Genomic DNA, 15,825 nt, shown 5'->3' on the forward strand with positions numbered 1-15,825 from the left:
CCGCACCCCTTCGCAACCCTAAATGTTGATATTTTGAACTTTCGTGTTCTCGCAGCGAGCGAACGAAGTAGTTTAATCGTTTTGTGCTTGCCCGGTTTCCTTCCTGATAGGCAGGGGTTCTTTAAAAGTAAGCGTACGATAAGGAAACGGTATTTCTATGCCTGCATCATCCAGCGCACGCTTAATCGCACTCACCACTTCACTTCGTGATTTACGGTGGCCTAAGGGAGTAGGACTCGTCCACCAGGTTACTTCAATATCGATACTACTAGCCCCGAAGCCATTAAGGAAAACTTCAACCGGATAGTCCTGTTCAACCGATTCACAGTTCTTAAGAGCATTCTCGATTACTTCGACCGCCTGGTCTGCATCTTCATCATAAGCCACGCCCGTCATCACAGTAATTCGTCTCACATCCCTGTCGGTTAATACGTTAACCGGGTTTTTGAATAAAAAGGAATTAGGCATAACAACCAATTCGCCATTTGTCTGCCGAATTTGGGTCATACGCACCGAGATATCTTCGACTTTACCGAGAATTGACTCGCATTCGATAAAATCGCCTGTTTCAAACGGATATTTCCATAGCAACAGTATGCCGGCGAAAAAGTTTTCAAAAATTTCTTTAAATGCAAAGCCGATTGCTACTGACGCTAAGCCCAATCCGCCAAGCGCTTTTGCCGGGGTTAGGCCTGGGAACATAATCATAGCGGCTATCAACAAACCTAGTATCCATACCAGAATTATGGTCAAACGCGAGAATAACTCGCAGAGGGAGCGTCTCAATTTACGTGATTTTGCTATTTTGAAAACTGCGCTACCGACGAGATTAGATAGGATCCAGGTAATGATTATTACGAGCAAGCCTGCACCAAGATAAGGTAAACGCTCTATAAAACCCTGATAAATATCATTTAGTGTCTGTTGCAGCATTTCTATTGGCGACAGATGGGGATCTGTTTCCGCTAGTTCAACTGACCGACCCTCTGCGGTTTGTTCGTTCTGTATTGTTTGGTCTTGCTGACCTAATGTCGAAATCAAGTCTTGTCCAAAAGTAAGTTGCGCGCACATTGCAATCCACGCGATCACAAAAACTCTTACCAACAAAATGATCCCCCTTACGCCGGTTAATTGACTTAAGTGTAGAAGAAGATTCACGAAATTTTGGAAAAAAAGCGGATGGGAGATAGCCAACTTGACTAAAAACAAAAAAAGCGGCTTAAAAGCCGCTTTTTAAAAACGAGGTGAATTAGCCCTTTTCGACTTGACCGAATTCTAAATCCACCGGTGTAGAACGGCCGAAAATCAATACCGATACCTTCACGCGACTTTTTTCGTAATCAACTTCTTCAACCACACCATTAAAGTCAGCAAAGGGACCATCTGTAACCCGTACCACTTCGCCTGGTTCAAATAATGTTTTCGGCTTAGGCTTATCAACCGACTCTTCAAGGCGGTTCAGAATCGCATCTGCTTCACGTTGTGAAATGGGCATAGGACGATCCGATGTTCCACCGATAAAACCAAGAACGCGCGGAACACTTTTCACCAAATGCCATGAATCTTCATTCATTTCCATTTCTACTAACACGTAGCCAGGGTAGAACTTTCGTTCAGATTTACGTTTTTGGCCGGCACGCATTTCAACAACTTCTTCAGTAGGTACTAAGACCTGACCGAAATATTGTTCCATGTTGTGCATTTTGATGTATTCAAGCAAGGTTTTCTTAACCCGTGATTCGTATTGAGAATACGCTTGAACTACATACCATCTTTTCTTTGCTTCTTCTGTCATGGCTTAGGCTCCTATACCAGTAATGAAGCCCACTACGCGGACGATAATACCATCCAGACCCCACAAAATTAATCCAACCACAACTGTCGCTGCAATTACAATAAGCGTGGTTTGATTGGTTTCCTGACGCGTTGGCCAAATAACCTTACGAACTTCTGTTCGCGAGTCCTTAGCGAAGGCAAGGAAGGTGCTACCTTTCTCAGTCGTCGCGGCAATAAATAACGCTATCACTCCGACGGCTACTGCTACCAGGGCACGGTAAAGTACTGAGTACTCACCAAACATATAGTTTGCTGTGATTAAACCAATCAGCAAAGCAAAAACCACTAACCACTTTAAAATGTCGAGTGGATTTGATGTACTTTCCGTTTTTTCGCTCATGTTACGATCCTAACAATACTGCATCGTTCAAACTTACCTTTTCATAAGATAAGCGATAATTTGGCAGGGGTGGAGGGACTCGAACCCCCAACCATCGGTTTTGGAGACCGCTGTTCTACCAATTCGAACTACACCCCTAAAGCTTTCTACGCAAATTTTACTTACATTACCCTTGGGAATTCAGCTTCTTTTATTGGAAAGTGCGGTATCGCAAGGGAGGGAGGCGTATTATACCTAGGAACCTTGTCAATACAAGCCCTCAACCCTTTCTTTTTTATTACTGGGGCAAATTAATCCATATTATTTATTAGGTCTTGATCAGACCGGTTCTTACCCTAACGTGAATGAGTATATGAATATTGCCGGTCTTTGTTTGCGTCGCTGTCAAATCATTCTACCCCTAAGAACCCGCCAGTTTGATGTGCCCAAAGTTTTGCATAGATACCCTGTTTTGCAATAAGTTCGCTGTGTGTTCCTGCCTCGACAATTTCACCTTCATCCAATACAAGTAATCTGTCCATTTTAGCTATTGTTGAAAGCCTATGGGCGATGGCCAATACTGTTTTATTTTGCATAACCTGGTTTAAGCAATCTTGAATAGCGGCCTCCACCTCAGAGTCCAGCGCTGACGTGGCTTCATCGAGTACCAAAATAGGTGCATCCTTAAGTAATACTCTGGCGATTGCAATCCGTTGTCGTTGTCCACCAGAAAGCTTGACGCCTCGTTCCCCAACATGCGCGTCATAACCTGTTCTGCCTGCGCTGTCTGAAAGTGTAAGAATGAATTCATGTGCTTCCGCCTGCTTAGCAGCGCGGATCATTTCTTCTTCAGTGGCATCGGATCTACCGTAGAGAATATTGTCTCTTACTGATCGGTGCATTAGTGACGTATCTTGCGTTACCATACTGATTTGCGCGCGTAAATGTTCCTGGGGAACCAATCTAATATCCTGCCCATCAATTTTAATGCTTCCTGCCTGTATATCGTAAAAACGCATCAACAAATTAACCAATGTGGATTTACCAGCGCCGGACCGGCCCACTAGGCCTACTTTTTCGCCAGGCTTAATTTTCAGGTTAAGGTTTTTAAAGACTTCAATAGGATGCCCCTTTGCGCCAAGGTAACCAAAGTTAATTTGGTCAAAATGCACTTCTCCTCCCTTAACACTGAATAATTCGGGTTTAGTGGAGTCTTTCACTGTTACAGGTTTTGCCAGGGTATTGATACCGTCTTGTACGGTACCGATATTTTCAAATAATGCTGAGACTTCCCACATGATCCAGTGGGACATGCCATTAAGTCGCAGACATAAACTAACCGCCACGGCGATGTCTCCGGGAGTGGTGACGTTGTGTAACCATAAATAAATGGACATAGCAGCAACCGAAAATATAAGTAGCGCATTAGCAATTTCTACACAGGTTTCCAAAATGGTTACCAAACGCATCTGGGGATAAACAGTATGGAGAAAGTTCCCCATACTATCCTTGGCATAATCCGCTTCTCGATTACTATGGGAAAAAAGTTTAACAGTTGTAATATTGGTATAACTATCGACGATACGTCCGGTCATCATGGAGCGTGCGTCGGCCTGTGCCTGTGATACAGTTTTTAGTTTGGGTACCAACACTTTTAAGATAGTCAGGTAAACACCGCCCCATATCACCAGGGGAATGGCCATACGCCAATCAATACTGAAAATCAGGGCTACCATGGAAATGAAGTACACACTAATATAAACCATCAAATCGAGTAACTTCATAACCGTTTCGCGAACGGATAAAGCGGTTTGCATTACCTTTGTGGCAACCCTACCCGCAAACTCATTCTGGAAAAAACTTACACTTTGATTAAGCAAGTACCGATGCGCGTTCCAGCGGATTCGCATCGGATAGTTTCCCATCAAAGACTGACGATTAAACAGGGAGCGTATAAGAATAAGACCCGGAATGAGCACAACTACTACAACCCCCATCCATAACAGGGTCCATTTTTTCTGCGCTAAAAAGGTTTCTCTATCGTAGGAAGCAAACCAATCGACTAATTCTCCCAGAAAGCCAAACAAGGTCACTTCTAGCATAGCTACTAGGGCACCTAAAATAGATACAATCGCAATGACCCACCACATGCCCTGCGTATAATGGCGGCAGAACGCAATTAACTCTTCGGGTGGTTGACTTGGGGGTGGCTCAGGGAACGCTTTTGTCAATCGTTCGAAAAATGAAAACATCGATAAGGCTCAGGATTGTCTAGTAAACTCTAGCTTTGTGAGGGTAGATTTTACTTTTTCAAGATGTTGTTTCTGCCATCCCTCTAAAGTGGTGGCATTGTCTGTTTGGTTTCTTCTTCTTGCAATATCATATGTAGACTGGCGTTGCTCAAAAGGTATTACGGCAATACCGTCTTCGTCGGCAACAACAATATCACCGTTTTCTACATCGACACCACCACATGATATGGGTTGGCGTATAGAGCCTAAGGCTTTTTTTGCTGCAGGTTTGGGAAAACAGCCTTTTGCATAAATTGGAAACTGTAACGCGGTAATTTCAGCTACATCTCGTACATAGCCATCTACAATCATTCCCTGGATACCATTTTTCTGCGCAATTGCACATACATTTGGGCGCGCTGGCGCCAATCTTTCATCGCCTTTTACGACTAAGACATCGCCAGGGCGAACTCGGTAAATAGCTGCATGGAACATTATGTGGTCGTTTGGAGGACACTCAACGGTAAAAGCGGACCCAGCGAGCCGTTGAGTTTGAGGCCATAGCGCCCGAATATCCTCCCGCATAAATAGGTTCGCATTATGTGCGTCAGCATAATCTCATGTGGAAACAGTGGCGTATTGCAAGGATAGCTCCTTTTGTTAAAGCAATCTTTGATAATGGATGCTCGTATTGTTCACCCGTTATGGTGGATGGATGGCGTGTAAAGAATTAACGTACCGCGTGAACAATCTTGAGTTGTTACAAGTTATGTATATTCGCTATAAATAGTTTTACTAGCGCGCTGGCCATGGTATTAAAGAGTATGCAAAGCCCTGCTCGCCAGAAAAGTTCAAACAGATGCGATAATAAAAACGCACCAGACAGGAAACATCATGCAACGTACATTACTAAGTTTAAGTGTAATCTTAGGGTTGGCGGCGTGTAGCCCTCAATCTGCCGATTCAGTTAAGACCGAATCAGCGCAAACACAGCAAGTAAAAGAAACCAAACAACTCACCTCTGGTGTTATTAAAGAAAACATGGATCTTTCCGTAGACCCGGGTGACGATTTCTTCCGATATGTAAATGGAAACTGGGTAGATAATACCGAAATGCCCGCCGATAAATCGCGTTACGGCGCGTTCAATATTTTACGAGACGCCGCGCAAGAAGATGTCAAAGCTATCATTGAAGAGTCTGCAAATGGTAGTTTTGAAGCAGGTTCAGACGAGCAAAAAGTAGGCGATTTTTATGCGTCATACATGGACATGGAAACCCGCGACAAATTGGGCATCGAACCACTTAATAAAGACCTCTCTATGATAGAGGCAATTACTGACTATTCAGAACTGGCGTCATACTTCGCATATGCTAACCGTTATGGTTATGGTTCCCCTTTCGCGCTTGGTCAATACGTAGATTTTAAACAGCCTGATACTTACATGATGTATATATGGCAGTCGGGTCTGGGGTTACCCGAGCGCGAATATTATTTTAAAGATGACGAAAGCTCACAAAAAATTCGTGATGCTTATGTCAAACATATTGAAAAGATGTTTACCCTTGCTGGCTTTGATGAGCCTGCGAAGAATGCTGAAATGCTAATGAAGTTTGAGACCGAAATAGCCAAACTTCATATGAAAAAAGAATTAACGCGCGACTGGGCTTCTAACTACAACAAAGTATCACTGGATGAACTGAAAACCGTAATGCCCGACTTTGACTGGAGCGCTTTTCTTTCTCAAGCGGAAATTACTGACATTGACGGTTTAGTATTTATGCAGACCGACTTTGCTAAAAAACTTGATAGCCTAATTACCAAAACGCCTCTTGAAGAGTGGAAAACGTTTCTACGTTGGCATTTGATTAATGCTACTGCCTCACAGCTTACCAGTGCTATAGATGAAGCCAATTTTGAATTTTATAGCAAAGTGCTTCACGGTGTTGAGGAACAACGGCCCCAGTGGCGTCGCGCAGTGGACTTGTCAAACCAACATGTTGGTGAAATTATCGGTAAAGTATACGTTAAGAAACACTTCCCACCCGAAGCCAAAGACCGCATGATGGAAATGGTAAATAACTTATTGGCCGCGTACGAAGACAGCATCAATGAGCTTGAGTGGATGACCGACGAAACTCGCAAACAAGCATTGGATAAGTTATCCAAATTTACCGTTAAAATTGGTTACCCGGATAAGTGGACAGATTACAGTTCGTTAATTGTCGAAGCCGATGACTTGTTTGGCAATATCAAACGCTCCGCTGATCGCCAATATGCTGAAATCCTTGAGAAGCAAGGCGGGCCGGTTTGGGATCATGAGTGGGCCATGACGCCTCAGACAGTTAATGCTTATTATAGTCCTCCGCAAAACGAGATTGTATTTCCTGCTGCTATCCTGCAACCGCCTTTCTTTGACATGAATGCTGAAGATGCAGTCAATTACGGTGGTATCGGCGCTGTAATCGGGCATGAAATTGGGCATGGCTTTGATGACTCAGGGAGTACATTTGATGGCGATGGTGTACTGAGAAACTGGTGGACTGACACTGACCGCAAAGAGTTTGAAAACCGAACAAAACAGCTTGTTCATCAATATAATGAATTTGAAGCTTTACCAGACTTATTCGTTAATGGTGAATACACTTTGGGTGAAAATATTGGAGATTTAGGTGGCATTAGCATTGCTTTGAAAGCCTACCACATGTCGCTAGACGGCGAAGAAGCTCCCGTAATGGATGGCTTTACTGGCGACCAGCGGGTATTCATTGGTTTTGGTCAGGTCTGGGCGAATAAGTATCGCGATGAAGCGCTTCGCAGTCAGGTTCAAACCAATACTCACTCCCCTGCTCACTTCCGGGCAAACGGTGCAGTAAGAAACGTACCGGAGTTTTACACAGCGTTTGAAGTAAAACCGGATGATGAACTTTATTTAGCACCAGAAAATCGCGTTAAGATTTGGTAAAATCGTGGGTAGTTTGAAAAAGGTCAGCGCATGCTGACCTTTTTTTCTTATTCACCAAAATGTGAACAGCACCCGCAACAAGAAGTATTCTTAACTACGCCGCATTGATGGGAAAACACCGTTGGCTTTCAGATCAATATAATGCACTTTAGATACTTTTTATTTTCTTCTTTCGCCCTCGGCTTTTTACCTTCGAGGTTTTACGTTTCGTTCGCTTAAACTACACTAAACCTTTTCAAACGTGGCGTTTAATAACCCCAGCAATACTTGCTCTGAGTAGACGTCCCTTGGTGCGAAACTGCAGAATCTTAGCGTGTTTAAAAACTATAGCTTAGCCTTACACCGTACTCAAAATCCGTTTTTTCCACCGCCGAGAAAGGTTTCGAGTTATGTTCTAACTCAGTTTCTAATGTGAGCGCTAGCGCTTTGGTAACCTTGAATTCCAGCCCCGAGATAACTACCGAGCGAAAGTTATCCAGTTCATCAAGTGCGGGTTGATAGTAAACGGTTAAATACGCATCAAATGGATATTGAGCAGACTGTGAATAAAGAAGTTTCACATACAAATTGGCTCGTGTGGTATCTACCTCACCACTGCTGGATAGTGCCTTTTCAACTTCATAGAATACGCCTGTACCTAGCGATGTTTTTAATTCAGCGTTGTCGAAACTGTTAGCAAACCGCCAACGCGCACCGCCACCGGCTAATTTTCGGCTGGACAGGTCGGCAAAGTCATCGTATTCGTACTGAGCAAATAACTCGGCATCAACTTTTGGACTAAAAAAGTTAAACCGTGTCCATCGTAAGTGACTGTAGAATTCGTCTTCGTCCTTTATGTCATTCGTTTCAGAGTAATTGTAATCGGTAATCAATACCCACGAGTCTTGGCGTTGGCCATAGCGTAGGATACTGCTCAAGCTATACTCGTGCTCATCTTTGTTGCCCGCTTGGCCATTTATACTTACCCCAACATTCCCGCTGACACCTTCTTCGGCCACATTTGCCTGATCCACTGGCACAATTGCATATGCTTGAGTTGAAAGTAAAACGCCTGCTAGCATGGTTAGCGTTGTGGTGCTTATATATTTCAATGGTCGCTCCGACATTCAGTTAAAGAAATTCGATGTTAAAAAAACGGAGCCTAGGGTATAGATTTAAAAGTTTTTATCAATGGTAGTGGGATATTTAAATATTTTTTAGAACGGCCACTGCGCGGCGGGCGTCCGCTTGCGGAATGAAAATATGGTCATGGTAGTAACCTGCTACAATATTGGCGCTTATATCATGCTCAGCCAGGACTGCTGATATTGCAGCAGTTAAACCAACGGCCTCTAAACTGGAGTGTACTTCACACGTCAGACAACAGAATAATGCTGAATACTCGAGTCCGTTATGGTCGGCGATGCGTTGTTCAATGATACACGTATACCCTTCACGTTCCCGGAACAAACCTTTAATTGGAAAATTGGGAATAAAGCGCTCGTCATCGCTGGGAATTGAGACAAATACGTAAGGTTGCTCGTCTAACGTTGGATTAAGGTTCTTCAATAACGCGGCTAAATTTCGCTCACCCTCATCAGCATTTATCTCAGCTTCTTGCATCGCACTTTTTTACCTTTAATTTTACCTTCACGAAAGTGAGTCACTGCCCTTTTTGCATTGCGGGTTTTCACTGCCACGTAGGAAGTATTGCTCATCACTTTAATATTCCCGATATCATCCGCGGGAATTTCCGCGTCACTGGTCAGCGCTCCTACGATATCGCCTGGCCGGATTTTACTTTTTTTACCCGCTGACAAAACCAGACACGAATACGCAGGTTGCGGGACATTTTTAGGCTGAAAGGTGAGACTTTGCGCATTTTTTTTGACGAACTCCATGTCCCTGAATGCTTCAATTTTTTGCAAAAACGCATGTTCTTGGTCATCGTACATTGTGATAGCCGTTCCTTCGGCACCCGCTCTCCCGGTGCGGCCTATCCGGTGTACGTGCGACTCGACCTCTTCACTTACAGAGTAATTAAAGACATAGTCGACCTGATCAATATCTAGACCTCTAGCCGCAACGTCGGTAGCGACTAGCAACTGGAGTGCTTTTGCGGAAAAACGAATGAGCACCTCGTTGCGCTTCGTTTGTTCCATACTTCCGTCCAAGCCTTGAACGCTAAACCCAGCCGAACTTAATTCCTCCACTACTTCTGCGACCTGCACTCGGCGGTTACAAAATATGATCGCTGAGGCAGGTCGGTAAGTGGTTAGAAGTGCTTTTAGCGCCTGTGGTTTAGACAATGTCCCAACATGATAAGCCATCTCTTTAATGTGCGATTGCGCAGCTTCCGGTTCGTTTATTTCACACTTCAAAGGTTTAGATAGATAGCGTGAAGCCAGAGACTCTACCGCTGAAGGCATTGTCGCCGAAAACATCAACGTCTGTACAGGAGAAGAAACACCAGAGAATATAGCCGCTACGTCATCATGGAAACCTAAATCTAACATGCGATCTACTTCATCGAGAATACGAAAGGCGAGTTGAGTTAAGTCCAACTCCTGCCGTAAAAGCAAATCTTTTACCCGACCCGGTGTACCCACCAGAATGTGCGCGCCATGCTCAAGAGATTGAATGTGATGGCGTATAGGTACACCACCACAAAGGGTCAGTACCTTTACGTTACCCATCACTTGACCTAAGATTCTAGCTTCCTCAGCAACTTGGTCAGCCAGTTCGCGAGTGGGGCATAAAATAATTGCCTGGGGAGAGTATTCATTCAACTTAAGTTTATTGAATACAGGTAGCAGAAAAGCGAGTGTTTTTCCACTACCCGTTTTGGCCTTGGCTAATATATCCCGGCCAGACAATGATTCAGGCAATGTTTTTTGTTGAACAGGCGTCATGTACTCGAAATTGCGCCTTTCGAGTACTTCGCTGAGCGCTTGATTGAGCGTTAACGTAGAAAAAGATATCGACACTAGCGGGTGCCCCTCCATAGATTAATGACCCCATTTTCAACATGCTGTTCCAGACCTTGCTCCATCTTTATATTCCTGCTCCATTGTCTGGCCCATTGCTTGTATTCGTCAGATTGTTTAACAACGACTGAGGCATTTTTAAGTTTTTCGACTAATTCTGGTTGCGTACCAATTTTAGATAGTACGACATATGTAGTGACATAACGGTGAGGCATTACTAGCTCGACTTGCCTACAGGCTTTGCGTAGTTCTTTACACCCATACTGAACGGCACCATGTGAGCCAAAGATATAATCAACTTCACCACTGAGGACAGCAGCCATAGCTGCACCCCATGAGTCAAATTCAATGGTCGCTAACCCGGCCTCTTGACTTACTTGAGTTCGATAATCGGAACGCAGCGTCGCCACTTTTTTATGTTTAGGTATTTCGCTTAACGATTCATAGGTTTTTCCATCGATACCAAACAAAGCATGCATGTTTCGGGTGACCGGAGTTAGCCAATGGAAAAGATCTTCTCTATCTGGTGTTCTTGCAACAGCAAACGCCATTACATTTGATTTGGTCTGGGCCTCCCTTACAATTCTCTCCCAGGGTGCGGCAAGAATTTGTTGCTCCAACCCAGCCTGATTCAATATTTTTCTTACTAAATCAGGTATATATCCAACTATTTGGCCACGAATATCTATTTCAGCAAAATTAGGAACCAGATCAGCTATGACCCATAAATCATCCGCACTTCCAAGTTGCTTATTGCCGACAAAGCTAATAATGCCTTCTTCGACGTTTACGTTAGGTAAATGTTGCTTAAGTTGGGGAACCGTTCTTTCTATAAGCTTTTGATACTTGGTAGAAGCCTTATACTCACTGGCTGCCACTGTTAATTTAGCTGCCAGCTCCGAGTTTTCTACCGTTTTTGGTAATACAATGTAACTGTAGACTGTATCCCAAAGCAGCACATTCACTAAGCTATCACAATCAAGTTGATTCTGCTTGCATACCAGCGCCACCCCCATTTGTGAAAAAAATAGCCCATCCGATTCACCTGAGAGTGTAGCCTTAACTGCGTCTACCCAGCTTTGCTTAGCGTCGATTTGGTCTACTGATTGTTGTTCGAGAATTATTTCTCGATAATCTCTACCCAAGACACTCACTTTCGGTATGTCGCGCAGCGTCACGGTTTCGCGGTTTACAAATGACGAATCTGCTCTAACGAAAAGTGCTACCGGGTTCGCCGTTACTGGCGTAATCCAGTAATAATCATTTTCGCGCTCAGCGGTTCGCGCAAGCACTGAAACCAGACCGGCCTTTCCTGTATCCAGCTCATCTATTATGGCGGCGAAAGGTAATGATTTAAATTCAGCATTGATTCCCGCTGTATTGAGTACGCCTTTAACTAAGCTAACAGTAAACCCTGAAACGTCGCCTTGGGCGTCCACTTCGCTAAATAACGGCGCGCTACTTGTCAGTACTGTGAATGTATTTTTTTGATTATCAGACGCAGCAAAACCAATGCTTACCAACGCAGCTACAACTAATAATGCAAAAAGCCACTTCTTCCACATCAACTTAGCGAATTCTCCAATTTCCAGTTTAGTGTTTGCCCTGCATAAAACGGCACCAACTCAGTACCATCAGCCAAGGTGATCCGGTCGGGTACTTGCCACAATTCCTGAACTAAGGTTATCGTATCTGTATTGCGTTTTAAGCCATAAAAATCGGCACCGTGGTGGCTGGCAAACCCTTCAAGTTTATCCAGCGCACCTAAATCATCAAATACCTGGGCATAAAGTTCAATTGCGCTCCAGGCACTGTAACAACCCGCACAGCCACAGGCGTTTTCTTTATTATCACGGGTATGGGGTGCCGAGTCTGTGCCAAGGAAGAATTTGTTGGAGCCGCTGGCAACCACATCTCGAATAGCTTGTTGGTGGGTATTGCGTTTTAACACAGGTAAACAATAATTATGCGGCCGGATACCACCAACTAATAAATCGTTTCTGTTTAACAACAAGTGCTGAGGCGTAACTGTAGCCGCGACGTTTGCGGAGCTGTTTGAGACAAACTGCACGGCATCCGCCGTGGTGATATGCTCAAAAACTACTTTTAGTTGAGGGAATGCCTCTACAATGGACGCAAGATGAGTATCGATGAATGCTTTTTCACGGTCGAAAATATCAATATGTGAGTCAGTCACTTCACCATGTACTAACAATAACATTCCCTCTTCTTGCATTGCTTGAAATACAGGGTAAAGCGCATCGATTCCTTTTACTGCACTATCGGAATTGGTAGTGGCGCCTGCCGGATAAAGCTTGCACGCATGAATACCCGCTTGTTTCGCATCCACTATGTCTTGCGTAGATGTAGCGTTAGTCAAGTAAAGTGTCATAAGCGGTTCAAACTGACTATTTGCAGGGCTAGCATCTATAATACGCGATCGATACTTCAACGCCATATCAGCAGAGGTAATCGGAGGTACTAAGTTTGGCATAACGATAGCGCGTTTAAAGCAACGGGCGGTTGCGGGTACGGTTTCATTAAGCATATCGCCGTCGCGAAAGTGTAGATGCCAATCATCAGGCGTAGTTATAGTTATGCGGTCCATTTTGCCCCTTACCAAATTTTAGTTAATGACACGTCGCTAAGCGTGTGTCGACCTTTTCTGTCCAATATTGTGCAGAGTTATCATGCATCTTCGCAGCGTGATAATTGTAAATATTAGTAGTCTACTTGAACAGCCACTGGACGATGAAAAAAAATGCGTCCCACGCTGTTCCCTGGATTTCTGTTAAATGTTTACGGGTTCGGATTACTCACCCTTCACTCAGCGCCCTTCGTTATTACAGCTCCGTTTGGAAGCGGACGGTGAAAACAAATTTTTCCTAATTAACGCACACCACGCTGATATTAGTTTACGCTTTTTTTGTGTAAGCTGCGATGATTACAATTCGCGTGCCATTGACTTTCCCCTCGATATGCTCAGGGTTATCACTTAATGAAATATTGCGCACTGCTGTACCACGTTTAGCAGTGAAGTTTGCCCCTTTTACATTAAGGTCTTTGATCAGGTGAACCGTATCTCCGGCAGATAAAAGCGTACCATTGCTGTCAACTGTAGGGGTGTTTTCAGGGCCGTCTACGCCCGCAGATGCCCATGCTAAGGTATCTTCTTCGAGGTACACCATATCAAATAAGTCTTGTGCCCACGTTTCAGTACTTAACCGCTTTAACATGCGCCACGCTACCACTTGCACTACTGGAATTTGTGACCATATTGCATCGTTCAGACAGCGCCAGTGATTTATGTCCAGCGCGGTTTCATTAGTTAACTGCGAATAGCATTTCCCGCACGCATAGATACCAGCATCTTCGTCTTCTGAAGGTGAGTGGGGAACCATATACACCTGAAGTTCTTTTTCACTTTCACAAAGCTCACACTTTCCTGCGGCACGAGCTGCAATTCTATTTTCTATCACCCTGCTTACCTACTTACGCATTTTCAGCTAAGTATACCAGTTCCAGTATAGATTTCTCAGACATCAGGTTCGTGTTTTACAAATATGAGATCATTCACCGGATAACCTAGAGCCGCGGCTTGTTCAACCAGTTTTTCCATTACGTCGCTACTTAACTCTGGGGTGCGTGATAGTAGCCACAGGTAGTCGCGATCAGGCCCGGTTACTAACGCGTGTTGGTAATTTTCATCTACATTAATAATGACGTAGCTGGCATAAAAAGGCCCAAAAAAACTCACTTTCAAGTGGCCAGTATTTTCATCTTTGACAAAATAAGCCTTACCTTCTGCTTCGTCCCATTCTTGTTCTTCTTTGTTATACCCCCGGTTGATAACCTTCACCCCGCCATCCTCTCGCAGACTATATTGTGCGGTAACATGGCTTAGTCCCTCTTCAAAAGAGTGAGGGAGCCTTGCAATTTCATACCATTTGCCCAGATAGCGTGAAAGTTCAAAGTTTGTAACTGGCTTTATATTATCAGGCACACCGGTACAACTGGTTAATGCCGCTATTATTACAAGAATGATCAGTCGCATATCTTCTCCATATTTTTTGCTTTAAGCGTATGCCAGCCATGGTAGGCTATGAGTGATTGAAAGTTGATACGGGCTGAACAATGCTAAAGACTATTTTTCCGCAGGCAAGTAATTTGATATACGGATGTATGGGCCTGGGTGGGGGCTGGGAGTCGTCTCGTTATGATAGTTCTCATATCAATCAAGCAGAGGAAGTTATCGAAACTGCTATTGATTCGGGTATCCGGGTTTTTGATCATGCGGATATTTATACGCACGGTAAAGCCGAAGCTGTGTTTGGTGAAGTGTTGAAAAAAAAGCCATCGCTGCGAGATAAGATGATATTACAATCTAAGTGCGCTATCCGATTTAAAGATGATCTGGGTCCGAAGCGTTATGATTTCAGTACTGAGTGGATAAGGTCATCGGTAGAACATAGTTTACGCAGATTACATACCGAGCAGTTAGACATACTTTTACTACACCGCCCTGACCCGCTTATGCAGCCAGAGCAATTAGCTGACGTGATATCACAACTTATAAGTGAAGGGAAAATCGCTCATATTGGTGTATCGAATATGCACGCTCATCAGATCGCATTTTTAGAAACTGCCCTAAATATGCCAGTGATTGTTAATCAATTAGAGATGAGTCTTGCCCACAGAGATTGGTTGGAAGATGGACTTACCACGGGCAGCAAACTTAACCGACACGTCGGTTATGCTCCTGGTACGTTAGAATATTGCTGGACGCATAACGTACAATTACAAGCATGGGGCAGCCTTGCTCAAGGGCGTTTTAGTGGCAGGCCTACGCAAAGTACTCAGGATGAAGTGACCACTGCGCTCGTTCGCCAACTAGCTGAAAACTATTCCACCAGCGCTGAAGCCATTATATTAGCTTGGTTAATGCGCCACCCCATCGGAATTCAACCCGTGGTGGGGACAACTAACATTCATCGTATACGCGCGTGTGCTCAGGCAAATAACCTGACCCTAAGCAGAGAAGATTGGTACTTACTGCTTGAAACAGCACGAGGGCAGGAGGTGCCATAATGGAGTCGTTAATCACTGGTGTCCATCATGTGGCAATTATTTGCAGCAACTACCGAAGGTCTAAACATTTCTACCATGAAATATTGGGCTTTCAGATTGTCACCGAGAATTATCGCGCAGAACGCAAGTCATGGAAGTGCGATCTACTGACACCCGATGGAACCCAAATTGAGTTGTTTTCTTTTCCTGATCCACCGTCTCGCCCGTCTGAACCAGAAGCTCAGGGTCTACGACACCTTGCGTTTAGTGTCCCGGATATTGAGACGATGATTAACTATTTAGCCGAATACGATGTGAGATGCGAGCACATTCGTGTCGATCCTTACACACAAAAACGCTTTACCTTCTTCAGTGATCCCGACGCTCTTCCATTGGAATTATACGAATTACCTTTATGAAATTTTCTCTTCGGGGAAACCAT

General features: G+C 44.2%; 15 protein-coding genes and 1 tRNA gene. 3 read left to right on the forward strand and 13 right to left on the reverse strand.

Annotated features, from left to right (window positions below; genetic code table 11):
• Nucleotides 1-72: 72 nt before the first annotated feature.
• From OPS28_RS02755 to OPS28_RS02780, 6 genes are all read right to left on the reverse strand, one after another.
• Nucleotides 73-1,089, reverse strand: coding sequence for a mechanosensitive ion channel family protein (locus OPS28_RS02755; protein ID WP_265607905.1), 1,017 nt, complete (start codon nucleotides 1,087-1,089; stop codon nucleotides 73-75).
• 160 nt (nucleotides 1,090-1,249) lie between these two features.
• Nucleotides 1,250-1,795 carry a transcription termination/antitermination protein NusG gene (gene nusG, locus OPS28_RS02760; protein WP_265607906.1) on the reverse strand — a complete coding sequence of 182 codons (546 nt, stop codon included), beginning with the start codon at nucleotides 1,793-1,795 and terminating at the stop codon, nucleotides 1,250-1,252.
• A gap of 3 nt (nucleotides 1,796-1,798) precedes the next feature.
• A complete protein-coding gene (gene secE / locus OPS28_RS02765) occupies nucleotides 1,799-2,176 on the reverse strand; it encodes a preprotein translocase subunit SecE (protein ID WP_265607907.1) in 378 nt (125 codons plus the stop codon).
• 61 nt (nucleotides 2,177-2,237) lie between these two features.
• A tRNA-Trp gene (locus OPS28_RS02770) sits at nucleotides 2,238-2,314 on the reverse strand.
• Nucleotides 2,315-2,565: 251 nt separating this feature from the next.
• On the reverse strand, nucleotides 2,566-4,407 hold the full coding sequence (locus tag OPS28_RS02775) for an ABC transporter ATP-binding protein (protein ID WP_265607908.1): 1,842 nt from the start codon (nucleotides 4,405-4,407) through the stop codon (nucleotides 2,566-2,568).
• 9 nt (nucleotides 4,408-4,416) lie between these two features.
• Nucleotides 4,417-4,971: an RraA family protein gene (locus OPS28_RS02780; protein ID WP_265607909.1), complete on the reverse strand. Its 555-nt coding sequence runs from the start codon at nucleotides 4,969-4,971 to the stop codon at nucleotides 4,417-4,419.
• A 309-nt stretch (nucleotides 4,972-5,280) separates the two neighbouring features.
• On the opposite strand from OPS28_RS02780, the gene OPS28_RS02785 reads away from it, so the two are divergent.
• A complete protein-coding gene (locus OPS28_RS02785; protein ID WP_265607910.1) occupies nucleotides 5,281-7,350 on the forward strand; it encodes a M13 family metallopeptidase in 2,070 nt (689 codons plus the stop codon).
• Nucleotides 7,351-7,667: 317 nt separating this feature from the next.
• Here the strand turns inward: OPS28_RS02785 and OPS28_RS02790 are convergent, their stop codons facing one another.
• From OPS28_RS02790 to OPS28_RS02820, 7 genes are all read right to left on the reverse strand, one after another.
• Nucleotides 7,668-8,441 (reverse strand): DUF481 domain-containing protein, encoded by a 774-nt coding sequence (locus OPS28_RS02790; RefSeq protein WP_265607911.1) that lies wholly within the window; start codon nucleotides 8,439-8,441, stop codon nucleotides 7,668-7,670.
• Nucleotides 8,442-8,535: 94 nt separating this feature from the next.
• Nucleotides 8,536-8,952 (reverse strand): ACT domain-containing protein, encoded by a 417-nt coding sequence (locus OPS28_RS02795; protein WP_265607912.1) that lies wholly within the window; start codon nucleotides 8,950-8,952, stop codon nucleotides 8,536-8,538.
• Nucleotides 8,934-10,316, reverse strand: a complete 1,383-nt coding sequence (gene dbpA / locus OPS28_RS02800; RefSeq protein WP_265607913.1) for an ATP-dependent RNA helicase DbpA — start codon at nucleotides 10,314-10,316, stop codon at nucleotides 8,934-8,936. Before dbpA ends, OPS28_RS02795 begins: the two co-directional genes overlap by 19 nt.
• The gene (locus OPS28_RS02805) at nucleotides 10,316-11,881 is read right to left on the reverse strand and encodes a substrate-binding periplasmic protein (protein WP_265607963.1); all 1,566 of its coding nucleotides are present in this window, start codon (nucleotides 11,879-11,881) and stop codon (nucleotides 10,316-10,318) included. Before OPS28_RS02805 ends, dbpA begins: the two co-directional genes overlap by 1 nt.
• Complete coding sequence (gene pyrC / locus OPS28_RS02810; RefSeq protein ID WP_265607914.1) at nucleotides 11,881-12,924, reverse strand: dihydroorotase; 1,044 nt, start codon at nucleotides 12,922-12,924, stop codon at nucleotides 11,881-11,883. The genes OPS28_RS02805 and pyrC overlap by 1 nt, the downstream gene beginning before the upstream one ends.
• Before the next feature lie 307 nt (nucleotides 12,925-13,231).
• Nucleotides 13,232-13,795, reverse strand: a complete 564-nt coding sequence (locus OPS28_RS02815) for a PhnA domain-containing protein (RefSeq protein WP_265607915.1) — start codon at nucleotides 13,793-13,795, stop codon at nucleotides 13,232-13,234.
• Nucleotides 13,796-13,851: 56 nt separating this feature from the next.
• Complete coding sequence (locus OPS28_RS02820; protein WP_265607916.1) at nucleotides 13,852-14,370, reverse strand: lipocalin family protein; 519 nt, start codon at nucleotides 14,368-14,370, stop codon at nucleotides 13,852-13,854.
• A gap of 80 nt (nucleotides 14,371-14,450) precedes the next feature.
• On the opposite strand from OPS28_RS02820, the gene OPS28_RS02825 reads away from it, so the two are divergent.
• Nucleotides 14,451-15,404, forward strand: coding sequence for an aldo/keto reductase (locus OPS28_RS02825; RefSeq protein ID WP_265607917.1), 954 nt, complete (start codon nucleotides 14,451-14,453; stop codon nucleotides 15,402-15,404).
• A complete protein-coding gene (gloA2, locus tag OPS28_RS02830; protein WP_265607918.1) occupies nucleotides 15,404-15,802 on the forward strand; it encodes an SMU1112c/YaeR family gloxylase I-like metalloprotein in 399 nt (132 codons plus the stop codon). Before OPS28_RS02825 ends, gloA2 begins: the two co-directional genes overlap by 1 nt.
• Nucleotides 15,803-15,825 lie beyond the last annotated feature (23 nt).

It is taken from the genome of Alteromonas sp. ASW11-130, from assembly GCF_026183735.1.
Taxonomy (GTDB): Bacteria; Pseudomonadota; Gammaproteobacteria; order Enterobacterales; family Alteromonadaceae; genus Alteromonas.

Coding starts and splice junctions, on each gene's coding strand:
- nusG (WP_265607906.1), bottom strand. CDS start 1,795: ATGACAGAAGAAGCAAAGAAAAGATGGTATGTAGTTCAAGCGTATTCT.
- secE (WP_265607907.1), bottom strand. CDS start 2,176: ATGAGCGAAAAAACGGAAAGTACATCAAATCCACTCGACATTTTAAAG.
- OPS28_RS02775 (WP_265607908.1), bottom strand. CDS start 4,407: ATGTTTTCATTTTTCGAACGATTGACAAAAGCGTTCCCTGAGCCACCC.
- OPS28_RS02780 (WP_265607909.1), bottom strand. CDS start 4,971: ATGCGGGAGGATATTCGGGCGCTATGGCCTCAAACTCAACGGCTCGCT.
- OPS28_RS02785 (WP_265607910.1), top strand. CDS start 5,281: ATGCAACGTACATTACTAAGTTTAAGTGTAATCTTAGGGTTGGCGGCG.
- OPS28_RS02795 (WP_265607912.1), bottom strand. CDS start 8,952: ATGCAAGAAGCTGAGATAAATGCTGATGAGGGTGAGCGAAATTTAGCC.
- OPS28_RS02805 (WP_265607963.1), bottom strand. CDS start 11,881: ATGTGGAAGAAGTGGCTTTTTGCATTATTAGTTGTAGCTGCGTTGGTA.
- pyrC (WP_265607914.1), bottom strand. CDS start 12,924: ATGGACCGCATAACTATAACTACGCCTGATGATTGGCATCTACACTTT.
- OPS28_RS02820 (WP_265607916.1), bottom strand. CDS start 14,370: ATGCGACTGATCATTCTTGTAATAATAGCGGCATTAACCAGTTGTACC.
- OPS28_RS02825 (WP_265607917.1), top strand. CDS start 14,451: ATGCTAAAGACTATTTTTCCGCAGGCAAGTAATTTGATATACGGATGT.
- gloA2 (WP_265607918.1), top strand. CDS start 15,404: ATGGAGTCGTTAATCACTGGTGTCCATCATGTGGCAATTATTTGCAGC.